The organism is Rhodococcus sp. LMD (genome assembly GCF_056108245.1).
This window is the reverse complement of sequence record NZ_CM148557.1, coordinates 386,274-413,265: the sequence shown is the minus strand read 5'-3', so window position 1 is coordinate 413,265 and position 26,992 is coordinate 386,274. Positions and strand designations below refer to the sequence as shown.

Sequence of the window (26,992 nt, the reverse complement as noted above, 5' to 3'; positions counted from 1 at the left end):
CCGACGCGGACCGCCGGGTCCTCGCTCACCGCCGCGCGTAGAACCGGCTCAGGGTCTCGGCCTTGTGCTCCTCGAAGTTTCCGCCGTCGACGGCGGCGCGGATGTCGTCGACGAGCCGCACCGTGAACCGCTCGTTGTGGATGGTGCACAACGTGGACGCCAGCATCTCCTTGGCCTTGAACAGGTGATGGATGTACGCGCGCGTGTAGTGGCGGCAGGTGTAGCAGTCGCAGTCCTCGTCGATGGGGGTGAAGTCGCGGCGGAACCGGCTGGTGTTGATGTTGAACCGGCCGTCCGGGTGGTAGATGGCCGCGTTGCGCGCCACCCGGGACGGGTTCACGCAGTCGAACGTGTCGACGCCGTGCTCGATCGCGACGAACATGTCGTCGGGTTCGCTGATGCCGAGCAGGTGCCGCGGCTTGTGCTCGGGCAGTTCCTCGGTGCACCACCGGACGATGGTGCCGAGGTTCTGCTTCTCGAGGGCGCCGCCGATGCCGTAGCCGTCGAAGCCGCGGCCCGACTCGCCGACGACCGATTCGAGACCGCGGCACGCCTGCCGGCGCAGGTCCTCGTACTGCGCACCCTGCACCACCCCGAACAGCGCCTGGTACGGACGGTGGGCGCGTTGCGCCGTGAGCTTCTCGTGCTCGGCGATGCACCGCACCGCCCACGCCTGGGTCCGCTCGACGGACCGCTCCTGGTAGCCGCGGGTGTTCATCAGGGTGGTCAGCTCGTCGAACGCGAAGATGATGTCGGCGCCGAGCTGATGCTGGATGCGCATCGACGCCTCGGGCGTGAACCGGTGCCGGGAGCCGTCGAGGTGGGACTTGAAGGTGACGCCGTCGTCGTCGACGTGCGCGAGCCGCTCCTTGCCTTCGGCGATGACGTCGTCGGACCGCACGCCCACGGCGTCCATCGCCAGGACCTTCTTGAAGCCGACCCCGAGGGACATCACCTGGAATCCGCCGCTGTCGGTGAAGGTGGGCCCGTCCCAGTTCATGAACTTCCCGAGCCCACCGGCCTCGTCGACGATGTCCGATCCGGGCTGCAGATACAGGTGGTAGGCGTTGGCGAGCAGCGCCTGCGCCCCGAGTTCCTTCATCGCCTCGGGCAGGACCGCCTTGACCGTCGCCTTGGTACCCACACCGACGAACGCCGGGGTGTGGATGTTACCGTGCGGGGTGTGGATCGTGCCGGTGCGTCCGAGTCCGTTGTCGAGCCGGGTACCGACGGTGAAGAACGGGTCGGGCGGGGTGGGCACGGCGGAAGCGGTGGTGCTGGGGTCGGTCACGTCGGTATCCAATCACGAGGTCCGGTCACGGCGCCGACGGCAGTCGCACGGCGAGGGCGAGGACGGCGACCCCGCCGAGCGCGAGCACCGCACCCACGGCGGCCGGCGCGGTGTAGCCGAAACCCGCGGCGATCACCGCGCCCCCGATCCAGGCGCCGAACGCGTTCGCGAGGTTGAACGCCGCGTGGTTGAGCGACGCGGCCAGAGTCTGGGCGTCCTCCGCGACGTCCATGAGCCGGATCTGCAGGCCCGGCCCGACCGCGGCGCAACCCGCGCCGAGGAGGAACACCATCGCCAGGGCCGTGTACGGGTTGTGCGCGGCCGCGACGAACACGGCCAGCAGCACCGCCAGCGTCGTCATGGTCGTGAAGATGCCCGGCACCAGGGCCCGGTCGGCGACGCGGCCGCCGACCACGTTGCCGAGCACCATGCCGAGCCCGAAGAGCATCAGCGCGACCGGGACCAGCGCCTTCGACACTCCGGCGACGTCGGTCAGGGTGGTGCTGATGTAGGTGTAGACGGCGAACACGCCGCCGAAGCCGATCATCGCGACCGCGAGCGTCATCCACACCTGCCCGCGCCGCAGCGCGCCGAGTTCGGTCCTCACGCTGGTGGTGCGGATCGCCAGGGCGGGCACCCACGCGGCGATCGCGGCGACGGTGACCGTGCCGATCACCGCCACCAGTGCGAACGCGGAGCGCCAGCCCAGCGCCATGCCGAGCCACGACGCGACCGGCACGCCCACGACGTTCGCCACCGACAGGCCCATCATCACCAGCGCCACCGCCCGGGCGCGCTGCCCGCGGCCGGCCAGATGCGCGGCGACGAGGGCGGCGACCCCGAAGTACGCGCCGTGCGGCAGCCCGGCGACGAACCGGGAGGCGAGGAGCAGTCCGTAACTCGGCGCGAGCACCGTCGCCGCGTTGCCGACGGTGAAGGCGATCATGAGCGCGATCAGCAGCGCCTTGCGCGGCAACCGGGCGGTGAGCGCCGCGATCAACGGCGCACCGACGACGACACCGGCGGCGTACGCCGACACGACGTGCCCGGCGGTGGGTTCGGAGACCCCGAGGCCGGTCGCGATGTCGGGCAGCAGGCCCATCGCGACGAACTCGGTGGTCCCGATGCCGAATCCGCCGAGGGCGAGCGCCCACATCGCCCGGGCCCGCCGAGGCCGGGCGTCCGGTGTCGGGGCGGCCGCGGGGGCGGCCACCGGTGCTGCGGAGGCAGGTGGGCATGCGGATGCCGTCGTCGTCATGAGCGGGAACCTTCGAATAGTGCGGGATGCGCTGGATCGTGTCGGCGTGCGAAACCAGCCGAGTCTCCATTCTCGTGCACACGCCGACCCGACCTCGAATCGCGAGGACGTGAGTTCGGCCACCCCGGCACGAGCCGCGCCGGCGAGGGAGCGGTCCACGACCTGCCGCGCCCGAGACGACGTCCGCAGACCGCGCCGCGGTCCGGCCGCCGCACCCGCAGCGGCGATAGCCAGTCCCCTTCTGCGGCAGTTGTTTTCGGAGACCACCACGACCGGCACAGGCGACGGGGTTCACCGGTCCGCGCCGGCCGTGCGGATGCACGCGGCCGGAGCGCCCCGCCGGCGATCCGGTACCGGTTCACCGGGCGCGCACGTGCGAATGCCGACGGCCGGAGAATTCGTGTCGCTCGTCACCCCGCGGACGCGATCGGCACCGGAGCCGCACGCCGTACCGCACGAATCTTCTAGCGCGACAACGCTACTTCGACCCCGCCGAGACTCCCGGAGTGCAGCCGCCGGTCTCCGTCAGCAGACCCGGCGCCACCGCGACGGCGCCCGCGTCGTCGCGGTGGTCGTGCTCCGCCCGGCAGCCACGAACGCAGCCACGCTTCGTGGTGGTCGTCCACGACCGGGCGCGGCGACAGATCGTCCGTGTCAACGGATCTGCGCAGGCACCATCGCGAAGAAGCGCGCCGGGTTGTCCGTCCGCAGGCGCATGCCGGCGGCACCGCCGAGCACCAGGGGCCGCGCGTAGGGCCGCTCGGAGCCGAGCAGCACCCGGTCCTCACCCAGACGCGCGGTCACCGCCGCGACGACCTCCCGCCCGTACGACGACGTCTCCACATAGACCCCGGCCCCGGGGATGCCGCCGGGACCGCCGCGCATCGCCATCCGATCGGCATGCAGCGGGGCCAGGCCGGCGAGCATCGCGAACAGGACCCGCAGCGCCGGGAACCGGCGCGACCCGAACTCGTGCCAGGCGAACCAGGCGGCGTGCATCTGGGTCACGTACGACACCATCGCCGGCCACCACGGCGGAGCGCCGGGCGCGGCGGCCGGACCGGGATGCACGAACAGCGGCTTGTGTGCCCGCTCGAGTTCCGCCAGCAGCGGCGCGCACCGGTCGAAGCCCGCCGAGTCGGCCAGGGCCGTCGCCGGCAGCTGCAGACCCACGCAGCCGGCCGCGAGGACCTCACGCAGTGTCTCCGGGTCGGGTTCGGCGAGACCGGCTGCGGCCCACACACCGAACCGGTCTGGCAGGCTCAACGCCCCCTCGTGATACGCGTCGAGCAGCGGCCGGGACTCCTCGGCGGGCAGCTCCTCGATCCCGAGCGGGCTCGACAGCGACACCAGCGCCAGATCGATCCCGTCCCGGACCGCGAGGGCCGTCCGCGCGGCGACCGAATGATCTGCGGGGTCGACCCGGTACGGCGGCTCGCCCGGCAGGTGCAGCACCCAGCCGTCGAGCCGGGGCGGCGCACTGCGCGCCCGGAGGGCGTCGACGAAGGACGCCGGCCACACATGTTGATGCACGTCGACGCGGGGACGTCGCCTCATGCGTCCACGTTCGCCGCCGCGCGCCCCCGTGTCAACCGTCGTTCGCATCCCGGCGATGAACCCGGCCGCCGGACGGCGCGAGGCCCGGTGGCCACCCCCCGCGGCCCGGACCCGCCACGCCGTACGTACTGTATGTACGGTGTCGGCCCGGACCTTGCCCGGCGCGATCGACCCGCACGCCTCCGCCCGGACCCCGCCGAGGCGCTCGCGGCCCCTGCTGGACGTGCACCCCTTCGACGCGGACACCCCACGGCACTAGCCTGGGACCGAGCGTGTTCGCCGATCGTCGGAAGGAGCACTCCGTGCCTCCGCATTGCGATTCCATGGACGGCCCCGTCGTCAAGGCCGCCGAGGCGGCGCTGGGCGACGACAACGTCGAGCTGATCCTGCCGTTCGTTCCCCTCGAAGCCGAGGACGAGGTGCGCACGGCGTTCGAACGGGCGACAGCCGCGCGCGCGGAGGGTCCGATCGCCCACGAGGTGGCCGATCTCTACTTCTTCGACACCGTGGTCCGGCTGCACCGCGCGGGCGAGGGTGCCTCGTTCACCGGCGTGAAGCCTGCGGGCGGCGACGTCGGCCCTGTGATCCCGCTGGCCGAGCGCGCGATCGAGACCGGCTCGATCGAGAAGCTCTACGCCTTCCTGTCCGCCGAGTTGCACCGGCAGCTGCAAGCGCGCCTGGAACGGATCGTCGCCCTGGCCGACGCCGTGACCACCGCGGAGCGGCGGGAGTACACCGAGGCGATGCTCGGCTTCCAGGTGTACAGCCATCATCTCTACAAGAGCATGCACAGGGATCCGCACGAGGGCGGGCACCCGCACGGCTGATCCGGGCGCCGCCCCTCGGCCTCGCGTGACGCCCTCACATCGACATGTGTGATGCCGTCACATCGACATGTGTGACGCCGTCACATCGACATGTGTGACGCCGTCACATCGGCATCATGTGATGCATCGGCATTCCTGGCATCAGCATGTGGTGCATGTGCATCATCAGCATGTGCATCATCTGCATCAAGCCCATGTCCATCGTTCCCACCTCCGCGTTCTGCGGTGCTCGTCGGAGGGCGACACCACTTCCACTATGCGCCCGACCGGGCGTGCGCGTCACCACGCCGGCGCCGCAGGCTCCGCCCGGTGGCCTTGACGAGTTCGTCCACCCACAGCACCGAAGATCCGACGCCGACGGCGAGCGCCCATTGCTGCGAGGTGAGCGCGGTGGTGTCGAAGAAGCCCTGCAGGAAGGCCGTCTGGACCACGCAGACCTGCAGGACGACCACCACGACGAGCGCGATCCAGATGCTGTGGTTGGTGAGGGTCTGCAGAGAGAACACCGAGCCGAGCTCCGAACGGACGTTGAGCAGGTTGAACACCTGGAAGAAGACGAACGTGGTGAACGCGAGGGTGGTGGCGAACAGCGGATCGCCGGCGCTCTCGGGGAACCACTGCGGCGCGTAGTGCAGCACTGCGACGGTTCCGGCGGTCATGACGATGCCCAGCCCCAGGATGCGACGGAGCCGGTCGCGGCTGAGCAGACGCTCGTGTGCCGGCCGCGGCGGCCGGGACATGGTGCCCGGCTCGGTGGGGTCGACGCCGAGGGCGAGGGCCGGCGGACCGTCCATGATGATGTTGACCCACAGGATCTGCAGGGCGGTGAACGGTGCGCCCCCGGCCAGTCCGAGCGCCCCGGAGACGAGGAAGATCAGCACGAACCCCCACGCCGTGGTCAGCTGGAACTTCACGAACTTGACGATGTTGGCGTAGATGCCGCGGCCTTCCTCGACCGCGGCGACGATGGTCGCGAAGTTGTCGTCCGTGAGGATCATGTCGGCCGCGCTCTTGGACACGTCGGTGCCGGTGATCCCCATGGCGACACCGATGTCGGCCTGCTCGAGGGCCGGCGCGTCGTTGACGCCGTCGCCGGTCATGGCGACGACCTCGCCGTTCGCCTGCAGCGCCTTGACGACCCGGATCTTGTGCTCCGGGGCGACGCGAGCCAGCACCCCGAAATCTGCTGCCCGGGAGCGTAACTCGTCGTCGTTCAGGGCATCGAGATCGGCGCCGGTGGCCGCGGCACCACCGATGCCCAGCCGGCCGGCGATCGCCGACGCGGTCACGAGGTGGTCGCCGGTGATCATGTGCACCTCGATGCCGGCGGCATGGGCCACCTCGATGGCCCGCTCGGCCTCCGTCCGCGGCGGATCGACGATGCCGACCACGGCATAGAGGGTCAGGTCGGACACCGCACGCTGCAGTGCCTCCGCGTCGCCCCGCGGCACCGCGTGCAGGTCCCGGCCGGCGATCATCAGGGTGCGCAACCCCTCGGCGGCGAGCGACTGCACCGCCGAGCGGAGGCGCTCGCGGCGACGGTCGTCGAGCGGGACGGGGCCGTCCCCGTCGAGCATCGCGGTGGCCCGGTCGAGCAGTGCGCCGGGAGCGCCCTTGGCGAAGCACCGGTACCCGCCGTCGGGCAGGGCGTGGAAGGTCGCCATGTACTTGTAGGCGGAGTCGAACGGCACCTCCGCCAGCCGCGGCACCGCGAGCCGCGCCCCCTCGACGTCGATGCCGCCCTTCTCGGCGAGCACCACCAGCGCGCCCTCGGTGGGATCACCGACGAGCACCCCGTCGCGGACGACGGCGTCGTTGCACAGGGCCATCCCGAGCAGCGGCGCGGTCAGGTCCGGGGGCGGCAGCCCGTCGCCGACGAGGATCTTGCCGTCGGTTTCGTATCCGGTTCCGGTGACGCGGAAGCTGCGGCCGCGGGCCAGCAGCCGCTGCACCGTCATCTCGTTGAGGGTGAGGGTGCCGGTCTTGTCGGTGGCGATGTGGGTGGTGCTGCCCAGGGTCTCGACGGCGGCGAGCCGTTTGACGATGGCGCCGCGGGCGGCGAGCCGCGACGCCCCCATCGCGAGGGTGAACGCGACGACCGCGGTCAGCCCCTCGGGGATGGTGGCGACGGCGAGCGAGACGGCGGTGATCAGCAGGTCGGACCACGACTGTCCGCGCAGCAGGCCGAGCACGAACACGACGGCGACGACGGTGAGCGCGACGATGGTGAGGGTCTTGGCGAGCTGGTCGATGCGGCGCTGCAACGGGGTCTTCTCCACCCCCGCGGTACCGAGCAGGGTGGCGATCGCGCCGATCTCGGTCTGCATCCCGGTGGCCGTGACCACCATCGCGCCCCGCCCGCGGGTGATCTCGGTGTTCATGAAGAGCATGTCGGCGCGGTCGCCCAGCGGGGCCTGCTCGTCGTCGACGGGTTCGACGGTCTTGTCGACGGGATGGGACTCACCGGTGAGCGCGGACTCGGCGACCTGCAACCGTGCCGCCGTGACGACCCGGCCGTCGGCGGGCACGGAGTCGCCGGCCTCGAGGAGCACGACGTCGCCGGGCACCAGTTCGGTGCGCGGCAGGTGCTGTTCGCGGCCGTCGCGGCGGACCCGCGCGGTGTCGACGGCCATCTGCCGCAGCGCCTGCAGGCTGTTCTCGGCCCGTCGCTCCTGCACGTAGTTCAGGACCGTGTTGAGGGTGATGACGGCGAGGATGACCACGGGGGTCTCCCATTCGCGTGAGACCACGGCGCTCACCACGGCGGCGGCGACGAGGACGAGGGTCATCCGGTCGGCGAGCAGGGCGAGCACCTTGCGCCAGCCGGGCACGGCTGCCGCCTCGACGAGGGCGTTGGGCCCGTGCTCGAGCCGGCGCTCCTCGACCTCACCGGTGGACAGTCCCACCGCGGGGTCGACGTCGAGGGCCGCCGCGACGGCGTCGGCGTCGCGGGTGTGCCACGTGGTGGCCAGGGTCATCTCGCACGCTCCTCGGTGAGGTCGGGCGGCTCCCACGCTATCGATGTGACGGATGCCGCGCGATTCGACACACGATCCGCCTGTGCCGCGCCCGGATCCGTGATGTGCTGGAGGCGGTGATATCGAGGCGCACGCCGCCGGATCGGAGGAGCCATGAGTGAGCCGAACATCGACGATCCTGTCGTCGTCCTGAGCGACGAGGAGAGCTGGGAGTTGCTCGGCACCGAGCGGATCGGCCGGCTCGTGGTGGTCTCGGACGGACGGCCCGACGTCTTCCCGATCAACTTCGCGGTGCGTGACAGGAAGCTGTACTTCCGGACGGCCGAGGGCAGCAAGCTGGTCGAGCTGACGTTGAACGCCGAGGTGGCCTTCGAAGCCGACCACGTGGAGCAGGACCGGGCCTGGAGCGTGGTGCTGCACGGTCGAGCTCGAAACCTGGTTCGTTACAACGAGATCCAGGAGGCCGAGGAACTGGGGCTGCAAGCCTGGGTGCCCACTCCGAAGTACAACTTCGTCGAGGTCACCGCGAGCGAGATCAGCGGCCGCCGGTTCGCGCTGGTCAAGGATTGACGCGAGCCCGGCGTCAGCCCGCCACCATGCCGACGCCGAGGCCGACCATGAGCACGGCGATGCCGCCGTCGAGCACGCGCCACGAGGCGGGTCTCGCGAACACTCCGCGCAGCAACCGGGCCCCGTAACCGAGCCCGAGGAACCACACGACGCTGGCCAGCACCGCGCCGGCGCCGAACCACCAGCGTCCCGGATCCCCGTGGTGGTTGGCGACGGAGCCGAGCATCAGCACGGTGTCGAGGTAGACGTGCGGGTTGAGCCAGGTCAGCGCCAGGCAGGTGGCCAGCGCTGCGCCGACGGTGACGGGACCGCCCGCCGCGGCGGTCAGGGCCGCCGGGCGCAGCGCCCGCCGCGCGGCGAGCAGTCCGTAGCCCACGAGGAACGCCGCGCCGGCCCAGCGGATCACCCCGAGCGCGCCGGGAACCCGGTCGAGCACCGTGGCGATGCCGGCGATGCCGGCGGCGACGAGGACCGCGTCGGACAGGGCGCAGACCGCGATCACCGGCAGCACGTGCCGCCGCGCGATCGCCAGGCGCAGCACGAACGCGTTCTGCGCACCGATCGCGACGATGAGCGACAGGCCGGTGAGGAATCCGACGACGACGAGGTGCATGCCACCCACGCTAGGAATCCGACTCGATGAAGAACAGTTGATTTTTCTTCAGTACCATTAGAGTTTCTTCACGTGGATCTGGACTTCGCGCAGCTACGGACCTTCGCCGCGGTGCTGGACGAGGGCACCTTCGACGGCGCGGCCGCGGCGCTGCGCCTCACCCCGTCCGCGGTGAGCCAGCGGATCAAGGCCCTCGAGCAGCACGTCGGCCGGGTCCTGGTGCGGCGCACCCGGCCGGTGTCCGCGACGGCCGCGGGCGAGGCCGTGATGCGACTGGCCCGGCAGGTGGCGCGGCTCGAGGAGGACACCGCCGAGGCGCTCGGACTCACGGCCGAGCGGGACTACGTGTCGGTTCCCCTCGTCGTCAACGCGGACTCGATGTCGACGTGGATGCTGCGCGCCCTGGCCCGTATGCCCGAGCGTCATCGCGCCCTGTTCGAAGTGCACCGGGAGGACGAGTACCACGCCCCCGCGCGGCTGCGGGACGGCACCGCGATGGCCGCCGTGACGTCGGTGCCCGAGCCGGTGCAGGGGTGCGTCTCCGAAAGGCTCGGCGCCATGCGGTATCACGCGATGGCGAGCGTCGACTTCGCGGATCGCTGGTTTCCCGGCGGACCGGACGCCGAGGCGCTCGGGCACGCCCCGATGCTCAGCTTCGACCGCAAGGACGACCTGCAGGACCGGTTCCTGCGCCGCCGCACCCGGCACCGCCTCGATCCGCCCCGGCACTACGTGCCCGGCGCCGCCGAGTTCGTCGAGGCGGCGCGGCTCGGCCTGGGCTGGGGCATGCTGCCGGAACCGATGCTCACCCACACCGACGGACTCGTGTTCCTCGCCGCGGACGAGCCGTTCGACGTGCCGCTGTACTGGCAGCGCTGGCGACTCGAGTCGCCGGTGCTCGACGCACTCACCGACGTCGTCCGGCGGACCGCCGGGGAGGTACTGCGCTGACAATGGCATGGACGCTGGACCCGCCGGGCGTCGAGACCGGCACCGGACCACCGAGTGCGGGCGTCGTCCCTCAATCACGGGCCAGGAGTCGTGGCCCGAGATGGTGAGCCAGCTCCAACGCGAGCTCGACGGGAAGCCGGCGCGCGCCGGGGCGGTGTCCGAGCAGTTCGGTTGCCCGGGTGACACGCTGGAGGACGGTGTTGCGGTGGGTGTGCAGGCGTGCGGCGGTGCGAGGGGCGTTTTCGGCTTCCTCGAGGAACACCCGCAATGTCTGGCGGAGACGCGCCGCACCGGGCGTGTCCGCAGCGAGCGGACCCAGCGTCGTGGCGACGAATTCGGCCGCCCGATCCAGGTCTCGAGCGGCCAACGTGGTGACTTCGAACTCGCGGTAGAGCGCGACGCGGTCGCCGCCGCGTTGCCCGCTGAGCAGGCGGTGCATGGTCAGTGCCGCGTCATGTGATCGACGGAAGCCGTCGATGCCCACTCGGGCGGGACCGACGACCACCCGAATGTTCGGCTGCGCCTTGGTTATTGCTTCGCGCAGCGCGTCGAGTGCAGGTTCGGATCCGGTGCCCAGCCACGCCCACAGCGTCGAGGTGCCCGCGGGCAGGGTGAGGGGTGTGCGGGCGCCGGCGGCCTGGGCCAGCAGCGTCGCGGCGGACTCCAGTGCCCCCTGCGTGCCGCCCGCCGGTTCGGCCCACAGGACGAGTGCGGTGTGGTGGCGAGCGAGCTGATATCCGAGGCGTTCACTGGCTCGGCGGGGGTCGATCGGGGCGCCGTCGAGGATCAGATGCACGGTCTCGGCGCGGCGGGCCAGCGCGCCGCCGAGCACCTCCTCGCGTTCCCGCTGGGCGTCGGCGATGACACGGCTCACCACGTGGTCGACGTAGTCGAACATCAGCTGCGAGGTGACCTCCAACAACTCCACGAACTGCGGCCCCGGTGGGACCATCCGTCCGGCATGAGCCAGAAACCGCTGCCAGGCGACGTTCTGGCCCCGGCGGTAGGCCTGGTAGATCACCTCGAGGTCGATGCCGCGACGCACGACGGTGCGGACGACGTCGAGGGCTTCGGGTGGCACGTCGATCGGCGCGCCCCCGACCTCACGCCGGGCGAGGGTGGTCAGCAGGCGCGCGGCGTTGGCGCGATTGCTTGCCGACATCTCCGCGGCGATCGCCGCGTCTGCGCCCAGCATCGGGGCCACCGCCACCTCGGCGGCGTCCATCTCGGCGACGAGCTGATCGATTTCGCGCAGCATCAGTTCGGCGACGTCACCGACGAGGGAAACAACTTCGGGCGCCACTGCCGCACGGAGCACGGTACAAGTGTGCCACAGCACATATCGGTGCGGAAAGAGTGTGCCGGTAGACATGTCAGCGCGTGCTGTTGCGGTTCTACTGTGAATGCCGTCACACACCAGCACACCGCTCGAGGAGACCGACCATGAGCACCCCGACGACCACCGAGCAGAGCGGTCACCACACGGAAGACACGCATTTCGACGTCTTGATCGTCGGCGCCGGCATTTCCGGCATCGGCGCGGCGTATCACCTCCGGACACGCCGTCCCGGTACGACGTTCGCAGTCCTGGAAGGCCGGGATTCGATCGGCGGCACGTGGAGCCTGTTCCGCTATCCGGGCATCCGCTCGGATTCGGATATGCCTAGCTTCGGCTACGAATTCAAACCGTGGACGCATCGGAAGTCGATCGCGGACGGGCACATCATCATGGATTACCTGCGGCAGACCGTCACCGAGAACCGTCTCGACGAGCACATTCGTTTCGGCTACCGGGTCAGCGCCGCAGAGTTCTCCTCGGCGGACGGACGCTGGACCGTCACCGCGCAGCAGGCAGGCAGTGCCGAACCCGTGCACTTCACCGCGCGATTCCTGTTCCTGGGCACCGGCTACTACGACTACGAGGAAGGCTTCACGCCTCGAATCGAGGGCGCGGAGGAGTTCGCGGGCCGACTGATCCACCCGCAGCACTGGCCCGAGGATCTCGACTACGCCGGCAAGCGCGTGGTGGTCGTCGGCTCCGGCGCCACCGCCGTGACGCTGATCCCGTCGATGGCCGGCAAGGCCGGTCACGTCACGATGCTGCAGCGCTCCCCGAGCTACGTGTTCTCGATCCCGGCCGAGGACGCGATCGCGAACACCCTGAACAAAGTGGTCGGTCCCGCCCGCGCCCACCGGATCATCCGGCGCAAGAACATCATGCTCAACCGCGGGATCTACAAGGCCTGCCGGCTCGCGCCCAAGCTCATGCGCACGCTGTTGATCGCCAACGTGCGCCGGCAGCTACCCGCGAGCTTCGACGTGGACACCCATTTCACCCCGCGCTACAACCCGTGGGACCAGCGCCTGTGCATGGTACCCGACGGGGATCTGTTCAAGGCGATATCCGCCGGGCAGGCCTCGGTGGTGACCGACCGGATCGAACGGTTCACCAAGGAAGGGATTCTGCTGGAATCGGGTCAGGAGTTGGCCGCCGACATCGTCGTCACGGCGACCGGACTCAACATGACACCGTTCGGAAAGATCGCACTGGGCGTGGACGGGCGGCCTGTGAACCTGCCCGACACGACGGTCTTCAAGGCGATGATGTTGTCGGGTGTCCCGAATTTCGTGTTCGCACTGGGATACACGAACATCTCCTGGACACTCAAAGTCGACTTGGTGTGCGAGCACTTCTGCCGACTGCTCGACTACATGGAGAGCCACGGCTACGGCACCGTCGAACCAGTGCTCGACGATCCGCACATGGACCGTGTCCCCGTGGTCGACATGAGCTCGGGATATGTCCAGCGGGCCATCGCGAGGTTCCCGCGCGGCGGCACCAGCGGCCCGTGGACGGTACAGATGGCCTACGAGAAGGACGTCGAACGGCTGCGTCGCGGGCCGGTCGAGGATCCGGCGCTCGAGTTCGCACCCAGCCGCACGGCTGCCGTCGCGTCGTAGGAACGGAGCGACCGAGATGAAGAAGAATCTGACCTTCCCCAGTCACGGCGTCGCCTGCGCGGCCTGGCATATTCCGGCCGTCTCCGACGTGCTGGCCGGCGCAGCCGGACGCCCGTGCGTGGTGATGGCACACGGCTTCGGCGGCACCCGGGACACCGGCCTGATCGGCTATGCCGAGGGGTTCGCCGACCACGGAATCGACGTATTGGTGTTCGACTACCGTGGCTTCGGCGATTCGGAAGGAACACCGCGCCAGGACGTTTCCTTCCGACGTCAGCGCCAGGACTATCACGCGGCGATCGCCGCCGCCCGTCACCTGCCCGGCGTGGACGCCGATCGAATCGCATTGTGGGGAACGTCGTACTCCGGTGGTCATGTCATCGCAGTCGCCGCCCAGGACAGGCGGGTCGCGGCGATCGTATCGATGACCCCGGCGACCGACGGGCTGGCAGCGGCGGTGCAGATCGCCCGCTACGCCGGAGCCGGCCAACTGGTGCGCACCACCGGCCACGGGCTGCGCGACCTCGCTCGCCGGATCGCCGGGCGCCGACCGCACCACATCCCGGTGGTGGCACAGCGGGGAAAGGTGGCGATCATCAGCACCCCCGGCGCCGAGGAGGCCTACACCTCCATCGCCGGCCCGACGTGGCGGAACGAGATCTGCGCGCGCACAGCTCTGGAGGTGCCCGTGAACCGTCCCATCACCGCTGCCGGCCGTCTTGGCTGCCCGATCCTTGTGCAGGTGGGCACACACGACCGTGTCGCACCGCCCGTCGCCGCGCGCAGGACCGCGAAGAAGGCCGGAGCTTCTGCACTGTTGTGCGAGTACCCCGTCGATCACTTCGACGTCTACGACGGCCCTTGGCAGCAACGGATGCTGCGTGACCAGATCGGCTTCCTCACCCGCGTCCTCGAGCCGGCGCGGACCCTGCCGACCGTCGCCGTTCCGCCGAGCCGCTGACGCTCGAACCCGAGGACATTCCGAACGAGGTTCCGCCATGACATTCATCACCCCGTCCGACGCGATGTTCCTGGCGTCGGAAACCCGTGAACACCCCATGCACGTCGGCGGCCTGCACGTGTTCCGGCTGCCCGACGGTGCCCCACCCGACTATGTGCACGATCTGTATCGACGGTTGCTCGAAAGCACCGAGCCGGCGGGGATGTACCGGCGCAAACCGGCCTGGCCGGGCCCGCTGTCGGGGGCGCTGCGCTGGGCAGACGACGACGACGTCGACCTCGATTACCACGTGCGGCATTCGGCGCTGCCGCGGCCCGGCCGGGTGCGCGAACTGCTGGCCCTGGTGTCGCGGTTGCACGGCACACTGCTCGACCGGCACCGGCCGCTGTGGGAGTTCCACCTCATCGAGGGACTCGACGACAACCGGTTCGCGGTGTACGGCAAGGTGCACCACGCGCTGACCGACGGTGTGAACGCGGTCCGCAACACCGCGGCCATGCTGTCGGACCAGCCGACCGGCACACCGCGCCCGCTGTGGGGCCCGCGGCCGCGGGCGACCCGTGATCCGGCCCGCCCGCGCGGCTTCGTCAAGGACCTCGCCGGTGTCCTGCCCGCGGCGGCGCAAGTGGTCACCAAGGGGCTGCGCACACCCGATGCGGCGTTGCCGTTCACCGCCCCGAAGACCGTCTTGAACCGCCCGCTGACCGGGGCGCGACGCTTTGCCGCCCAATCGTGGCCGATGGCCGCGATCGCCGCGGTGGCCGAGCGCCACGGCGCGACCATCAACGACGTGGTGCTGGCGATGTGTTCGGGCGCGCTGCGCGAGTATCTCTCCAGCACCGCCGACCTACCGGAGAAGTCACTGGTCGCCGCGGTGCCGGTGGCTCTGCCACGCACCGAGGGTGACGGCAACGCGGTCACGATGGTGCTGTGCCGGTTGGCCACCGACGTCGCCGACCCGGTGGAACGCCTGCACCGCATCCAGGCCTCCATGCTGGCCGCCAAGGAGGTGATGCGCGGGCGCAGCGCGCTCCAGCTTTCGACGATCGGCATGCTGACCTCGATCGGTCCCACCGGCCTGGCCGCCGTGCCCGGCTTCACATCGGTCGCGGCGCCGCCGTACAACGTGGTGATCTCCAACGTGCCCGGGCCACGCAAGCGACTCTTCTGGGGCGACGCCACGATGGAAAGTTGGTATCCGGTGTCGATGCCGGTGGAAGGCCAAGCGCTGAACATCACAGTGCTCAGCTACGCCGACAACATCGAGTTCGGTCTGATCGCCTGCCGGCGCAACGTTCCTCACCTTCAGCGGATGCTCGGCGGTCTGGACGCCGGTTTGGCGGCACTGAGCTGATCGCCGCCGCTCGACGTCCCCAGGAGCATCCACCGGTCCGGCCCGAGCGGCCGGTCGGTTAGCGTGACGGGTCCGGCCCCGGCGAGAGGACAGATGATGACCGCAGCACCGCCCGCACCGGCACGACAGCTGAGCCGGGCCCTGGCCGGCGTGCTGGCCGTCCTCGTCACCACCGGGTGGGCGGCGAACCACTTCGCCGCGATGATCCCCGTCCTGCGCGAGCACGAAGGTCTCTCGCACGCACTGCTCGACGGGGTGTTCGGCATCTACGCGCTCGGACTGCTGCCCGGCCTGGTCGGCGGCGGTGCCCTCTCGGACCGGGTGGGCCGAGCCGCGGTCGTGCTCCCCGGTGCGACGATCGCCCTCGCCGGTACCGTGCTGCTCCTCGTCCGGCACGACGCCGCCGGGCTCGTCGCGGGCCGTCTCGTCGTCGGGATCGGCGCAGGACTGGCCATCGGGGCGGGGACCGCGTGGGCCACGGACCTGCGCGGGAAGGTCGGCACGGTGCTCGCCGGCGTGGCCCTCAGCTCCGGATTCGCCCTGGGACCCTTCGTGTCCGGTCTGCTCGCCGAGTTCGGCCCGCGGCCGCTGTCCCTCCCCTTCGTGCTCTCGGCCGCGTTGTCGGCGGCGGCCGTGGCCGCCGCGGCGGTGTGGAGCCGGTCCGCGCACTACGCGGCGGCGGACCTGCAACCGGTCGTGCCGGGGCACGGACGGTCGGTGGCCGCCGCACTGTCCTGGTCGTTACCGCTGGCGCCCTGGGTGTTCGCCTGCGTCACTGTCGCGTTCGTGACCTTCCCGGCCCGCGTCTCGAGCGAGTACGCGGGACCGGCACTGACCGGCGCCGCGGCGCTGCTCGCCCTGGGCTCCGGGATCGTCGTGCAGGCGGCGGCGCGGCGCCGGGAGTGGGGACCGCGGGCCGGGACGGTCGGCGCCGTCCTCGCCGGGCTCGGGTTCCTCCTCGTCGGCGCCGGCGGAGCGCACCCGCCGCTGTGGTTGCTGCCCGTCGCGGCACCCGTGCTCGGGGTGGCCTACGGGCTGTGCCTGCGCGAGGGACTGCTCGACCTCGAGTCGCTCGCGCCCAAGACTGCGCGCGGGACGCTGACCGGTGTCTTCTACGTCGGCACCTACCTGGGCTTCGCCCTGCCGGTGCTGCTCGTGGTGCTCGAGCCCGTCACCGGCGCGAGCCTGCCGCTGTTCGCGCTCGCCGTCCCGGCGTTCGTGGTCGCCGTGGTGCGGGCCCGGCGGCTGGTCGTCGCCGAGCACCCCCGCACCGCCGACGTGCCGCACGGGTGAAGAACGGCCCGGCCCTCCCGCCGGAAATTCGCTCGCCCCTCCGGAATCCGCTCCGGCAATGCCGCGCGCGGATCCACAACCGGCGCGACGATCCTGCCGACCCTCACTCCACGAGGGCGCGGAACTGCGCGTCGTACAAGCGGAAGTAGGCGCCGCCCGCCTCGAGGAGCTCGTCGTGTGTGCCCTGTTCGACGATGCGTCCGTGTTCCATCACCACGATCCGGTCCGCGTCGCGGATGGTCGAGAGCCGATGCGCGATCACAAAACTGGTGCGATCGCGGCGCAGCACCGCCGTCGCATGCTGCACGAGCAACTCGGTGCGGGTGTCGACCGAGCTGGTGGCCTCGTCGAGGATCAGGATGGACGGTTGGGCGAGGAAGGCGCGGGCGGTGGTGATCAGCTGCCGCTCCCCCGCGCTGATGTTGCCGGCGTCCTCGTCGATCACGGTGTCGTAGCCGTCGGGCAGGGACCGCACGAACCGGTCGACGTAGCTGATGCGTGCGGCCTCGAGGATCTGGTCCTCGGTGGCGTCCGGCCGGCCGTAGGCGATGTTGTCGCGGATGGTGCCGCCGAACAGCCAGGTGTCCTGCAGCACCATCCCGATGCGCGAGCGCAGCTCGTCGCGGCTCATGGTCGTGATGTCCACGCCGTCGACGAGGATGCGTCCCGAATCCAGTTCGTAGAAGCGCAGGATCAGGTTCACCAGCGTGGTCTTGCCGGCGCCGGTCGGTCCGACGATCGCGACCATCTGCCCCGGCTCGACCCGCAGGTCGAGATGCTCGATGAGCGGCCGCTCCGGCAGGTACGAGAACGAGACGTCCTCGAACTCGACCAGGCCGTACCGCCCCCACGGGGTGACGGGGGCCGGCGGATCGGGTTCCTGCTCGGGTTCGTCGAGGATCTCGAACACCCGCTCGGCGGACGCCGCCGCGGACTGCAGCAGATTGACCATCGCGCCGATCTGACCGAGCGGCTGGCCGAGCTGGCGCGAGTACTGGATCAGGGCCTGCACCTCGCCGAGACTGACGGTGCCCGACGCGACCCGCAACCCGCCGAGCACGGCGATCGCGACGTAGCTGAGGTTGCTCATGAACATCACCAGCGGCATCACCAGCCCGGAGACGAACTGGGCCCGGAACCCGGCCCGGAACAGTTCGTCGTTGGTTTCGGTGAAGCGGCGCTCGACCTCGGCGGTGCGGCCGAACGCGGTGACGAGTTCGTGGCCGGTGAAGGCCTCCTCGATCTGACCGTTGAGGTTGCCGGTGGTCTTCCACTGGGTCACGAAGTGCCGCTTCGACCGCTTCGCCACCACCGCGGTCACCACCACCGACGCCGGCACCATGAGGATCGCGACGAGTGCGAGCAGCGGCGAGATCCACACCATCATCACGACGAGGCCGAGCAGGGTGAGCACCGACAGCACCAGCTGGCTGATCGACTGCTGCAGACCCTGCGAGATGTTGTCGATGTCGTTGGTGACGCGGCTGAGCAGGTCACCTCGGGAGTGGGAGTCGAAATAGCGCAGCGGCAGCGCATGCACCTTGCGTTCCACCCGGGTTCGCAGGTCGCGGATGACGCGCTGGACGATCTCGTTGAGCCCGTACGCCGCCAGCCAGATCAGGCCCGACGACAGCAGATACAGCGCGAGCACGAACACGAGGGTGCGGCCGAGGGCGGCGAAGTCGATGCCCGCGCCCGGCACGAGCGACATCGCCGACACCATCTCCGCGAACTGGTCACGTCCCTGCGCACGCAGCGCCTCGACGGCCTGCTCCTTCGACAACCCGGCCGGCAGCTGCCGGCCGATCACCCCGCTGAAGATCAGGTCGGTCGCGTGACCGAGAACCCGGGGCGCCACCGACGACGCCACCACCCCGAGCACGGCCAGCACGAGCACCACGGATGCGGCCCACCGATGCGGCCGCAACAGGCCGACGAGCCGTTTGGTGGCCGGCCACTTCTGCCGAGCCCGGTTCTCCGGGGCGCCCGGGTCCACACCCCCGAGCCGCGGTCCCGCCTCCTTGCGCTCGGTCATGCGTTCACCATGCGCTGCGACTCGACGATCTCGGCGTAGGTCGGGCAGCTCGCGAGCAACTCCAGATGCGTGCCCGAGCCGACGACGGCCCCGCCGTCGAGGACGACGATGCGGTCGGCGTCGAGCACCGTGGACACCCGTTGCGCGACGACCACGACGCACGCATCGCGGGTCTCCGGGAACAGCGCCTCCCGCAGCCGCGCGTCGGTGGCCTGGTCCAGAGCCGAGAACGCGTCGTCGAACAGGTAGATCGACGGCCGGCGGACCAGCGCCCGGGCGATGGCCAGGCGCTGACGCTGTCCGCCCGAGACCGTCGTGCCGCCCTGGGCGACGAGGGTGTCGAGTCCCTCCGGCATCGCCCGGACGAAGTCCGCCGCCTGCGCGACCTCGAGGGCGTGCCAGAGTTCGTCGTCGGTGGCGTCGGCGCGGCCGTACCGCAGGTTCTCGGCGACGGTGCCGGAGAACAGGTAGGCCCGCTGCGGTACGAGACCGATCGCGGAGCGCAGCACCTGCGGGTCCAGCTCGCGCACGTCGGTGCCGCCCACCAGGACCGCGCCGGCGGTGACGTCGATCAGCCGCGGGATCAGCCGGAGCAGGGTCGTCTTGCCGGAGCCGGTACCACCGATCACGGCGGTCGTGCTGCCTGGTTCGGCCCGGAACGTCACGTCGCGCAGGACGGGCGCGTCGGCACCGGGGTACGCGAACGCCGCACTCCGCAACTCGAGGGTCACGGGGGTGGCGAGGGTGCGGACGGGCCGGGCCGGCGTCGGCAGCGACGATTCGGTGTCGAGCACGTCGAGGATCCGCTCGGCGCACACGGCCGCGCGCGGCGCCATCATCGCCACGAACGACGTCATCATCACCGCCATGAGGATCTGCATGATGTAGCTCAGCAGCGCGGTGAGAGACCCGACCTGCATGTCGCCGGTGTCGATCCGGTGGCCACCGAACCACAGCACGGCCACGCTCGTGGCGTTCGCGATGAGCATCACGAGCGGGAACAGCAGGGCGTTGATGCGGCCGACGTGCAACGCGGTGTCGGTCAGTTCCCCGTTGGCGACCTCGAACCGCTCCCGTTCGGTGGGCTCGCGGACGAACGCGCGCACCACGCGGATCCCGGTGATCTGTTCGCGGAGAATCCGGTTGACGGCGTCGATGCGCACCTGCATCACGCGGAACGCCGGCACCATCCGCGCGATCAGGACGAACATGGTGATTGCGAGGACGGGCACGGCGGCGACGAGTACCAGCGACGTGCCGACGTCCTCGCGCAGCGCCATGACGATGCCCCCGATGCCCATGATCGGGGCCATCACCACGATGGTGCAGCTCATCAGCACGAGCATCTGCACCTGCTGCACGTCGTTGGTGTTGCGGGTGATGAGCGACGGCGCGCCGAACCGGCCGAACTCGCGGGCGGAGAACTCGCCGACGCGACGGAGCACGGCGAGCCGCACGTCGCGGCCGACCGCCATGGCCGTGCGCGCCGCGAAGTACACCGAACCGATCGAGCAGCCGATCTGCACCGAGCTGATCGCCAGCATCACCGCGCCGGTGGTCAGGATGTAGCCGATGTCGCCGCGGGCGACGCCGTAGTCGATCAGGTCGGCGTTGAGGGCCGGCAGGATCAGCATGGTGCCGGTGGCCACCGTCTGCAGCAGCACCACCGCGAGCAGCGCCCCGCGGTGCGGGCGCAGGAACCGCAGGAGCAACCGGACCAGCATGATCACCACGCTACCGGTGCAGGGGCCCGGTTCCCGGCACCTTTTCCGCCCCCGCGGGAACGGAAGAGGTGCCCGGGCCCGGTCATGTGTGCGCCGGCTCGCGGGTGGGCTCGGGGGCGGTCAGCTCACGGCGGAGCTTCTCGCCCTCGACGTCCACGTTCGGCAGGATGCGGTCCAGCCACTTCGGCAGCCACCAGGCCTTGTCGCCGAGGAGCGCCATCACCGCCGGGATGATCACCATGCGCACGACGAACGCGTCGAAGAACACGGCGGCGGCGAGCGCGAAGCCGATCGACTTGATGAACGAGTTCGGTTCCGCGATGAAGGCCGCGAACACCGAGATCATGATGACCGCGGCGGCGGTGACCACCCGGGCGCCGTGGGCGAACCCGATCCGCACGGCCTCCTTCGCGGAGGCGCCGTGGACGAATTCCTCCCGCATGCGGGTCACCAGGAAGACCTGGTAGTCCATCGCCAACCCGAACACCACACCGATGAGGAAGATCGGCATGAAGCTGACGATCGGCTGCGGGTTGGAGACGAGCCCGCCCCAGCCCTCCTGGAAGACCGCCACGGTGGCGCCGAACGTCGCCAGGACGCTGAGCAGGAATCCGAGGGTCGCGGTCAGCGGCACCAGGATCGACCGGAACACGAGCATCAGCAGGATGAACGCGAGCCCGACGACCACCGCGAGATACGGGACGAGCGCGCTCTGCAGGGTTTCGGACACGTCGCCCTCGAGGGCGGTCTGTCCGGTGATGCCGTAGGAGACGCCGATCTCGTCGTTCAGCTGGGCCTCCTGGTCGCGGATGCTCGAGACGAGATCCATCGTCGCCGGCTCGCTGGGGCCCGACCGGGGGGTGACCATGATCTGCGCGGTGTCACCGGCCTCGTTGACCGCCACGACCTGGGCGTTGACCACCTCGTCCTGCTCGTACAGGCGCTGCACGACCTCCCCGAACGCCTCCTGCGGCGCGACGGTGGTCTCGCGGGCGTCGGCGACGACGAGCAGCGGACCGTTGCGGCCGGGACCGAACGCCTCGTTCACGAGGTCGTAGGCCTGCCGGGCGCTGGTCTTCGGGTCGCCGGTCGCCTCGGTGGGCAGGGCGAGCTGCAGGTTCGCGCCGGGCAGCGCGAGGATGCCGAGCAGCAGCACGCCGGCGACGAGCGGGATCAGCGGCTTGCCGGTGGCCCAGCGGATGTAGCGCTGGGCGGCGCTCGGGGTGTCGGTGTCGGCCTCCGGATCGTGGTCCTTCAGGCCCGGGATGCGGCCGGCGAACGCCTTGCGCCCGAACAGGCCGAGGATCGCGGGCAGCAGGCTGATCGCGATGAGCACGGCGATGAACACCGTGAATGCGGCCGCGTACCCCATCGCGGACAGGAACGGGATCCCCACCACGCTGAGCGCCATCAGGGCGATGATCACGGTCAGGCCGGCGAACACGACGGCCGAGCCTGCGGTGCCCACGGCACGTCCGGCCGCCTCGGCCCGGTCGGCGGTGACGGTGATCTCGTGGCGGAACCGGGAGACGATGAACAGCGAGTAGTCGATCGCGACGGCGAGACCGATCATGATCGCCAGCGTCGGGGTCATCGAGCTCAGGTCCGCGAAACCGGTGGCGACGGTGATTCCGAGGCTGCCGATGGCGATGCCGATGATGGCGGTGATCAACGGCAGGCCCGCGGCGACGAGCGAGCCGAAGGTGATGGCGAGGACGACGGCGGCGATGCCGATGCCGATGAGTTCGGTGACGCCACCGGGCATCTCGGCCTCCGCGGCGGCGGTTCCGCTGACCTGGACGTTCAGCCCTGCGTCCCGGCCGATCTCCGCAGCCGCGGCGATCTGCTCACGCATCGTGTCGTCGACGTCGCCGAAGCCGCCCTCGAACGGGACGGTGACGAAGCCGACGGTACGGTCCGGGCTCAGCGGCGACAGCGCGGCCGCGTCGGCGAGCGCGGTCTCCTCCGGCTTGCCCTGCTGCTCCGCGGCGGCCTTCATCCGTTCGACGAGACCGGCGTTCGCGGCGACGGGGTCGACGAGGACGGCGGCCTGCTGCTCGGGGGTGGCGACTGCCGGGTCGATCTTGGCGGCAGCGGCCACCTTGTCGATGCCGCGGATCGCCGCGAGCACCTCGTTCATCGCCGCGAGGTTCTGCGGTTCGTCGAGGGTCCCGCCTTCGGGGGCGGCGAACACGTAGCGGGCACTGAGCGCGTTCATCGGGTCCTCGGCGTTCGGGAACCGTTCGGCGAGCAGGTCCTGCGTCTGCTGCGCGGGGGTGCCCGGGATGGAGAACGAGTCGGTCGTCGGCCCGGACAGGGTGGCCGCACCCACTCCGAAGAGGACGAGGATCGCCAGCCAGAGGGAGAGGACCGTGCCTTTTCGCCGATAGGCGAACTTGCCGATCCGATAGAGATAGGTCGCCACGGGGAACCTCGTCTTCCGGATGTGTCGTGCAGATGTCTTAGGAAAGGCCTTGTCGCAGTTGCTCGAAGGCGGCTCGGACGAGCTCCTCCGGGGACGTCGCCCCCGAGGTGCCGGCGAGCCACAGTTCGACTGCCGACTTCATGGCCGAGACCGCGGCGTAGCGGACCAGGCTCGGATACAGGTCGACCCGGGGGTCGGTGCCGGTGCGCTCGGCGATGGCCTCGACGAGCAGTTGCGAGGCGCGCACTTCCATCTCGACGCGGCGCGCCAGCAGGGCGGGGCTCTGTTCGAGCAGCTCCATGGTCGTGCACAGCTCGACGAAGTCACCGCCGGGATCCGAAACTATTTCCCGTGCAACGGCTTCCATCGATTCCCACACGGGCTCACCGGCGGGCCGCGCGTGCAGGCGCCCGACCCACGCGTGCACCAACCCCTCGAGGTGCGCGAGGACGGCCTCTTCCTTACCGGCGAAGTAGTTGTGGAAGGTGCGGGTGGACACCCCGGCCCGGGCGGCGATGGCGTCGGCCGTGACACCGTCGAGCCCCCTCTCCCGCGCGAGGTCGGCCGCGGCCGCGACGAGCGCTGCTCGCGTGGCGGCCTTCTTGCGGTCGCGCAGGCCGGGCGAAGTGGTCACGTCTTCCACGGTACGCACCTTGCAGAGTCCTGCAAATTTGCAGAGTCCTGCAAGAATATGTGTTTGCCCACACCGCTCCGCACGGTGTGGCGGCGCTCACGTGCGGCGTCGCTCCCAGGCGCCCGGATCGGCGGTCAGGTCGGACACGAACCCGGGAAGATCGTCCGCGACGACGTCGGCGAGGGTGACCTCCTCGAGGACGGCCCGCAGATTCACCCGCACCGCGATCCACACGTCGCGCAGGCGTTCGGCCGGTCCGGTGTAGACCACGTCCTCCGGCCGCTGGCCGCGCACCGACGCGAGCGGGCCCTCCACGGTGCGGATGATGTCCGCGACGGAGATCTTCTCGGGCGGCCGCGCCAGCCAGTACCCACCCTCCGGGCCGCGGCGACTGCGCACCAGCCCGCCCCGGCGCAGGTCGCCGAGCACCGCCTCGAGGAACTTGTGCGGGATGTTCTGCGCCCGCGCCAGGTTCTCGGCCTTGGCGGGCGCCTCGCCTGCCGCCGCGAGTTCGAGCAGCGTGCGCACGGCATAGTCCACCCGGGCGGTGATGTGCACGTCGCGCTCCTCGGTTCGATCCTGCGCCGCCGGCGGCGACGGACACAGAATTCCTACCAAACCGGGGGAAAAGCGCGCGAGTCCCGTCCCGCGATCGCCGGTCACGCGGTGACCGTGCGCCGACGCGCCGACGCCGCACACAGCGCGAGCCCGACGACGACCCATGCGCTCAGCACCAGCACCGCCGTCCCACCGCCGTGTCCGTCGAAGAAGGCGACCGAGCGGACCACGGTCCCCGCGGCGCCCGGTGGCAGCAACTGGCCGAACGCACCCCATCCCTGCGGCAACCACGCCGCGGTGGTCGCGAAGCCCGACAGCGGGTTGCCGACGAACATCATCAGGACCGCACCGGCACCGAAGCCGGGCAGGCCGAAGAGCGACTCGAGGCCCAGCAGGGGCAGCGAGACGGCGGCCAGGCTCAGCGCGAGCGCCCCCGCGGTCGCCCAGTAGTTCCCGGTCAGGCTGCCGAACCCGAACTGCAGGACGGCAGTGAGAGTCAGCCCCGCGAGCACCGCGAAGCCGATCGCGCCGAGCACGCGCAGGCCGACGCGCCCGGGGAACAACCTGACGAGCGCGATCGCCGGCACCAGACCGCCGAGAACCAGGGGCAGGGCCAGCGAGTTCAGGCCGGCCCCGGCCGGGTCGTCGGCGGGCAGCGGCACGACGTCGCGCACGGGGACGGGCCGCCCGAGTGTCTGCGACAGTCCGGCGGCCGTGGCGGTCAGCACCTGCGCGACGGGGGCCCCGCCCGCGCCGGCGACATACATCGCGGGCCCGTCCGGTTCGACGGCGAGACCGCCGACGACCGCACGCTGCTCGATCGCCGTGCGCAGCGCCTCCACGTCGTCGTATCGCTGTGGCGAGAACGCGCCGGGCCGGGCGTCGGCGAGACCGGCCTCGATCCGGGCGACGGCCGGATCCGGCCCGGCCACCCCGATCTTCAGCCCGTGCGGGCCGCTCTCGACCGCCGGGGCGGCGAAGGCGAACAGCATCAGGGCGATCACGGCGGTGAGCGCGAGCACGACACCGACGACACGAACTGCGTCGGGCGGAGCGTGCCGGGCGGTGGCGGGGTCCGGGGAGGAGGTCGGGGCGGCCATGACGACTCCTTGAAGTGGAGGATTGCTCTCCGTTTATGTGGAGTATATTCCTCCGGTAGGAGCGGGGATGTCAACCCGCCGACCACAGGAGAGTGCATGCGCGCCGACGCCGCCCGCCGACGCGAGGCCCTGATCCTCGCCGCCCGCGACGTGCTCGCCGAACGGGGACACGACGCGCCCCTCGACGCCATCGCCGAGCGTGCCGGCGTCGGCATCGCCACCCTCTACCGCAACTTCCCCACGCGCGACGATCTCGCGCACGCGGTGGCCCGTCGCACCCTCACCGAAGCGGGCGCGGCCGCGGATCGCGCCCTCGCCGCGATGGTGTCGGATCCCGAAAGCGCCTGGGCCGAGTTCGTCGACACCGCCGTCCGGCTGCGGCTCGGCGCCCTGATTCCGGCCCTCATCGTCGAGAGCTACCGGGAACTGCCCGGTGACGTCCTCGAGATCCGGGAGGGCACCAAGGCGCGCGTCACCGAACTCGTCCACGCCGCACAGCGAGCAGGCCTCGTCCGCGACGACGTCCAGCCGATCGAGGTGATCATGGCGGTCGCCCGGCTCACCCGCCCCCACGTGCGGTTCGTCGACGACGTCGTGCCCGGCCTCGTGCCCCGGATGATCGCGATCTACCTCGCCGGCCTGCGCCCCGACGGCCGGCCGCTGCCCCGGTGACCGCCGGACCTCCGTAGTGACCGGCAACACATTCCGGTAGATTGGACGCCTGTTCACATCACTCCCGGAGGACCGAATGTGGGAGACCCTGACGGCGTCCTGGGCGTCGCTGCTCGAGCCCCTGCACGACCCCGTCGCGCTGGCCATCCCGGCGTTCCTGCTGTTCCTCGCTCTCGAGTGGGCCGCCGCGCGCACGCTCGAGCACGTCGAACCCGGGGCCGACGGGCACACCCGCCCGCCCCGCGGTGGCTACGAGGCCCGTGACGCACGCACGAGCATCTCCATGGGACTCGTCTCCATCGGCACCAGCGCCGCGTGGAAGGTGCTGGCTCTCGTCGGCTACTCGGCGATCTGGGTGTATCTCGCACCGTGGCACCTACCGGCGGACGCCTGGTACACGTGGGCGATCCTGATCCTCGGCATCGACGTGCTCTACTACTGGTACCACCGGACGGCACACCGGGTGCGCCTGGTGTGGGCGACCCACCAGGCGCATCACTCGAGCGAGTACTTCAACTTCGCCACCGCCCTGCGCCAGAAGTGGAACAACAGCGGCGAGATCCTCATGTGGCTGCCGCTGCCCTTCCTCGGCATCCCGCCGTGGATGGTGTTCGTCGGATTCTCCGTCTCGCTCGTGTACCAGTTCTTCGTGCACACCGAGCGGGTGGGCACGCTGCCCCGGCCCGTCGAGTTCGTCTTCAACACCCCGTCGCACCATCGGGTGCACCACGGCTGCGACCCCGAATACCTCGACCGCAACTACGGCGGCATCCTGATCCTCTGGGACCGCCTGTTCGGCACCTTCCGCCGCGAGACCCACCGCCCCACGTACGGACTCACCAAGCCCGTCGGCACCTACAACATCTGGCGGCTGCAGACGCACGAATACCAGGCCATCGCCCGCGACTGGCGTACCGCGACCCGCGGGCGCGACAAGCTGGGGTACGTGTTCGGCCCTCCGGGCTGGGCGCCGTCGCGCCCGGCCACGGTCACGAGTGCGCAGTTGTCGTCACGACACGCCGGGTGACCCGACGAGAACTGCACATTCGACGAACGACAACGGCCCCGATCCGGTGAATCGGATCGGGGCCGTTCGTGGCGGTGGCGGAGGGATTTGAACCCTCGGACGGGGGTTACCCGTCACACGCTTTCGAGGCGTGCTCCTTAGGCCGCTCGGACACGCCACCGCCCACGACTTTACCGGATTCGGTCCCGGAGTTGAAATCCCCA

At 70.6% G+C, this 26,992-nt stretch carries 21 protein-coding genes and 1 tRNA gene; 9 read left to right on the top strand and 13 right to left on the bottom strand.

Going from position 1 to position 26,992, the window contains the following annotated elements; genetic code table 11:
* Positions 1–25: 25 nt before the first annotated feature.
* The 3 genes from tgt to ACWPQI_RS01835 form a co-directional block, all read right to left on the bottom strand.
* Positions 26–1,291, bottom strand: coding sequence for a tRNA guanosine(34) transglycosylase Tgt (gene tgt / locus ACWPQI_RS01845; protein ID WP_119699331.1), 1,266 nt, complete (start codon positions 1,289–1,291; stop codon positions 26–28).
* Between the two features lie 25 nt (positions 1,292–1,316).
* Positions 1,317–2,549: an MFS transporter gene (locus tag ACWPQI_RS01840; RefSeq protein ID WP_048773599.1), complete on the bottom strand. Its 1,233-nt coding sequence runs from the start codon at positions 2,547–2,549 to the stop codon at positions 1,317–1,319.
* 654 nt (positions 2,550–3,203) lie between these two features.
* Entirely contained in the window at positions 3,204–4,106 is a 903-nt protein-coding gene (locus ACWPQI_RS01835; RefSeq protein WP_072786591.1) for an amidohydrolase family protein, read from the bottom strand.
* Positions 4,107–4,408: 302 nt separating this feature from the next.
* On the opposite strand from ACWPQI_RS01835, the gene ACWPQI_RS01830 reads away from it, so the two are divergent.
* A complete protein-coding gene (locus ACWPQI_RS01830) occupies positions 4,409–4,933 on the top strand; it encodes a DUF6448 family protein (RefSeq protein ID WP_230831719.1) in 525 nt (174 codons plus the stop codon).
* 254 nt (positions 4,934–5,187) lie between these two features.
* Here the strand turns inward: ACWPQI_RS01830 and ACWPQI_RS01825 are convergent, their stop codons facing one another.
* A complete protein-coding gene (locus ACWPQI_RS01825) occupies positions 5,188–7,911 on the bottom strand; it encodes a cation-translocating P-type ATPase (protein ID WP_017681601.1) in 2,724 nt (907 codons plus the stop codon).
* Positions 7,912–8,064: 153 nt separating this feature from the next.
* On the opposite strand from ACWPQI_RS01825, the gene ACWPQI_RS01820 reads away from it, so the two are divergent.
* On the top strand, positions 8,065–8,481 hold the full coding sequence (locus ACWPQI_RS01820) for a pyridoxamine 5'-phosphate oxidase family protein (protein ID WP_017681602.1): 417 nt from the start codon (positions 8,065–8,067) through the stop codon (positions 8,479–8,481).
* Positions 8,482–8,494: 13 nt separating this feature from the next.
* Here the strand turns inward: ACWPQI_RS01820 and ACWPQI_RS01815 are convergent, their stop codons facing one another.
* Positions 8,495–9,094 (bottom strand): LysE/ArgO family amino acid transporter, encoded by a 600-nt coding sequence (locus ACWPQI_RS01815; RefSeq protein ID WP_017681603.1) that lies wholly within the window; start codon positions 9,092–9,094, stop codon positions 8,495–8,497.
* A gap of 72 nt (positions 9,095–9,166) precedes the next feature.
* On the opposite strand from ACWPQI_RS01815, the gene ACWPQI_RS01810 reads away from it, so the two are divergent.
* Positions 9,167–10,045: a LysR family transcriptional regulator ArgP gene (locus ACWPQI_RS01810; protein ID WP_017681604.1), complete on the top strand. Its 879-nt coding sequence runs from the start codon at positions 9,167–9,169 to the stop codon at positions 10,043–10,045.
* A 70-nt stretch (positions 10,046–10,115) separates the two neighbouring features.
* On the opposite strand, the gene ACWPQI_RS01805 is transcribed toward ACWPQI_RS01810, so the two are convergent.
* On the bottom strand, positions 10,116–11,303 hold the full coding sequence (locus ACWPQI_RS01805) for a PucR family transcriptional regulator (protein ID WP_048773670.1): 1,188 nt from the start codon (positions 11,301–11,303) through the stop codon (positions 10,116–10,118).
* A 185-nt stretch (positions 11,304–11,488) separates the two neighbouring features.
* On the opposite strand from ACWPQI_RS01805, the gene ACWPQI_RS01800 reads away from it, so the two are divergent.
* From ACWPQI_RS01800 to ACWPQI_RS01785, 4 genes are all read left to right on the top strand, one after another.
* On the top strand, positions 11,489–13,006 hold the full coding sequence (locus ACWPQI_RS01800) for a flavin-containing monooxygenase (RefSeq protein ID WP_048773595.1): 1,518 nt from the start codon (positions 11,489–11,491) through the stop codon (positions 13,004–13,006).
* 16 nt (positions 13,007–13,022) lie between these two features.
* Positions 13,023–13,967 (top strand): alpha/beta hydrolase, encoded by a 945-nt coding sequence (locus ACWPQI_RS01795; protein ID WP_010594861.1) that lies wholly within the window; start codon positions 13,023–13,025, stop codon positions 13,965–13,967.
* 37 nt (positions 13,968–14,004) lie between these two features.
* A complete protein-coding gene (locus ACWPQI_RS01790; RefSeq protein ID WP_017681607.1) occupies positions 14,005–15,321 on the top strand; it encodes a WS/DGAT/MGAT family O-acyltransferase in 1,317 nt (438 codons plus the stop codon).
* A gap of 93 nt (positions 15,322–15,414) precedes the next feature.
* Entirely contained in the window at positions 15,415–16,614 is a 1,200-nt protein-coding gene (locus tag ACWPQI_RS01785) for an MFS transporter (RefSeq protein WP_474738613.1), read from the top strand.
* Positions 16,615–16,717: 103 nt separating this feature from the next.
* Here ACWPQI_RS01785 and ACWPQI_RS01780 read toward each other — a convergent pair whose 3' ends face one another.
* The 6 genes from ACWPQI_RS01780 to ACWPQI_RS01755 all read right to left on the bottom strand — a co-directional run bounded on the left by ACWPQI_RS01780 (position 16,718) and on the right by ACWPQI_RS01755 (position 25,090).
* Entirely contained in the window at positions 16,718–18,649 is a 1,932-nt protein-coding gene (locus tag ACWPQI_RS01780; protein WP_010594858.1) for an ABC transporter ATP-binding protein, read from the bottom strand.
* Entirely contained in the window at positions 18,646–20,373 is a 1,728-nt protein-coding gene (locus ACWPQI_RS01775) for an ABC transporter ATP-binding protein (RefSeq protein ID WP_026137972.1), read from the bottom strand. The genes ACWPQI_RS01780 and ACWPQI_RS01775 overlap by 4 nt, the downstream gene beginning before the upstream one ends.
* An 82-nt stretch (positions 20,374–20,455) precedes the next feature.
* Positions 20,456–22,798: an MMPL family transporter gene (locus ACWPQI_RS01770; RefSeq protein WP_017681609.1), complete on the bottom strand. Its 2,343-nt coding sequence runs from the start codon at positions 22,796–22,798 to the stop codon at positions 20,456–20,458.
* A 37-nt stretch (positions 22,799–22,835) separates the two neighbouring features.
* Positions 22,836–23,432, bottom strand: coding sequence for a TetR/AcrR family transcriptional regulator (locus tag ACWPQI_RS01765; protein ID WP_026137973.1), 597 nt, complete (start codon positions 23,430–23,432; stop codon positions 22,836–22,838).
* Positions 23,433–23,528: 96 nt separating this feature from the next.
* Positions 23,529–23,990, bottom strand: a complete 462-nt coding sequence (locus ACWPQI_RS01760) for an RrF2 family transcriptional regulator (RefSeq protein WP_010594854.1) — start codon at positions 23,988–23,990, stop codon at positions 23,529–23,531.
* Between the two features lie 101 nt (positions 23,991–24,091).
* Positions 24,092–25,090, bottom strand: a complete 999-nt coding sequence (locus ACWPQI_RS01755; RefSeq protein WP_432376086.1) for an ABC transporter permease — start codon at positions 25,088–25,090, stop codon at positions 24,092–24,094.
* 96 nt (positions 25,091–25,186) lie between these two features.
* Here ACWPQI_RS01755 and ACWPQI_RS01750 point away from each other — a divergent pair, with 96 nt between their 5' ends.
* On the top strand, positions 25,187–25,762 hold the full coding sequence (locus ACWPQI_RS01750) for a TetR/AcrR family transcriptional regulator (RefSeq protein WP_040273540.1): 576 nt from the start codon (positions 25,187–25,189) through the stop codon (positions 25,760–25,762).
* Between the two features lie 76 nt (positions 25,763–25,838).
* Positions 25,839–26,789 carry a sterol desaturase family protein gene (locus ACWPQI_RS01745; RefSeq protein ID WP_010594851.1) on the top strand — a complete coding sequence of 317 codons (951 nt, stop codon included), beginning with the start codon at positions 25,839–25,841 and terminating at the stop codon, positions 26,787–26,789.
* 69 nt (positions 26,790–26,858) lie between these two features.
* On the opposite strand, the gene ACWPQI_RS01740 is transcribed toward ACWPQI_RS01745, so the two are convergent.
* A tRNA-Ser gene (locus ACWPQI_RS01740) sits at positions 26,859–26,949 on the bottom strand.
* Between the last annotated feature and the right edge of the window lie 43 nt (positions 26,950–26,992).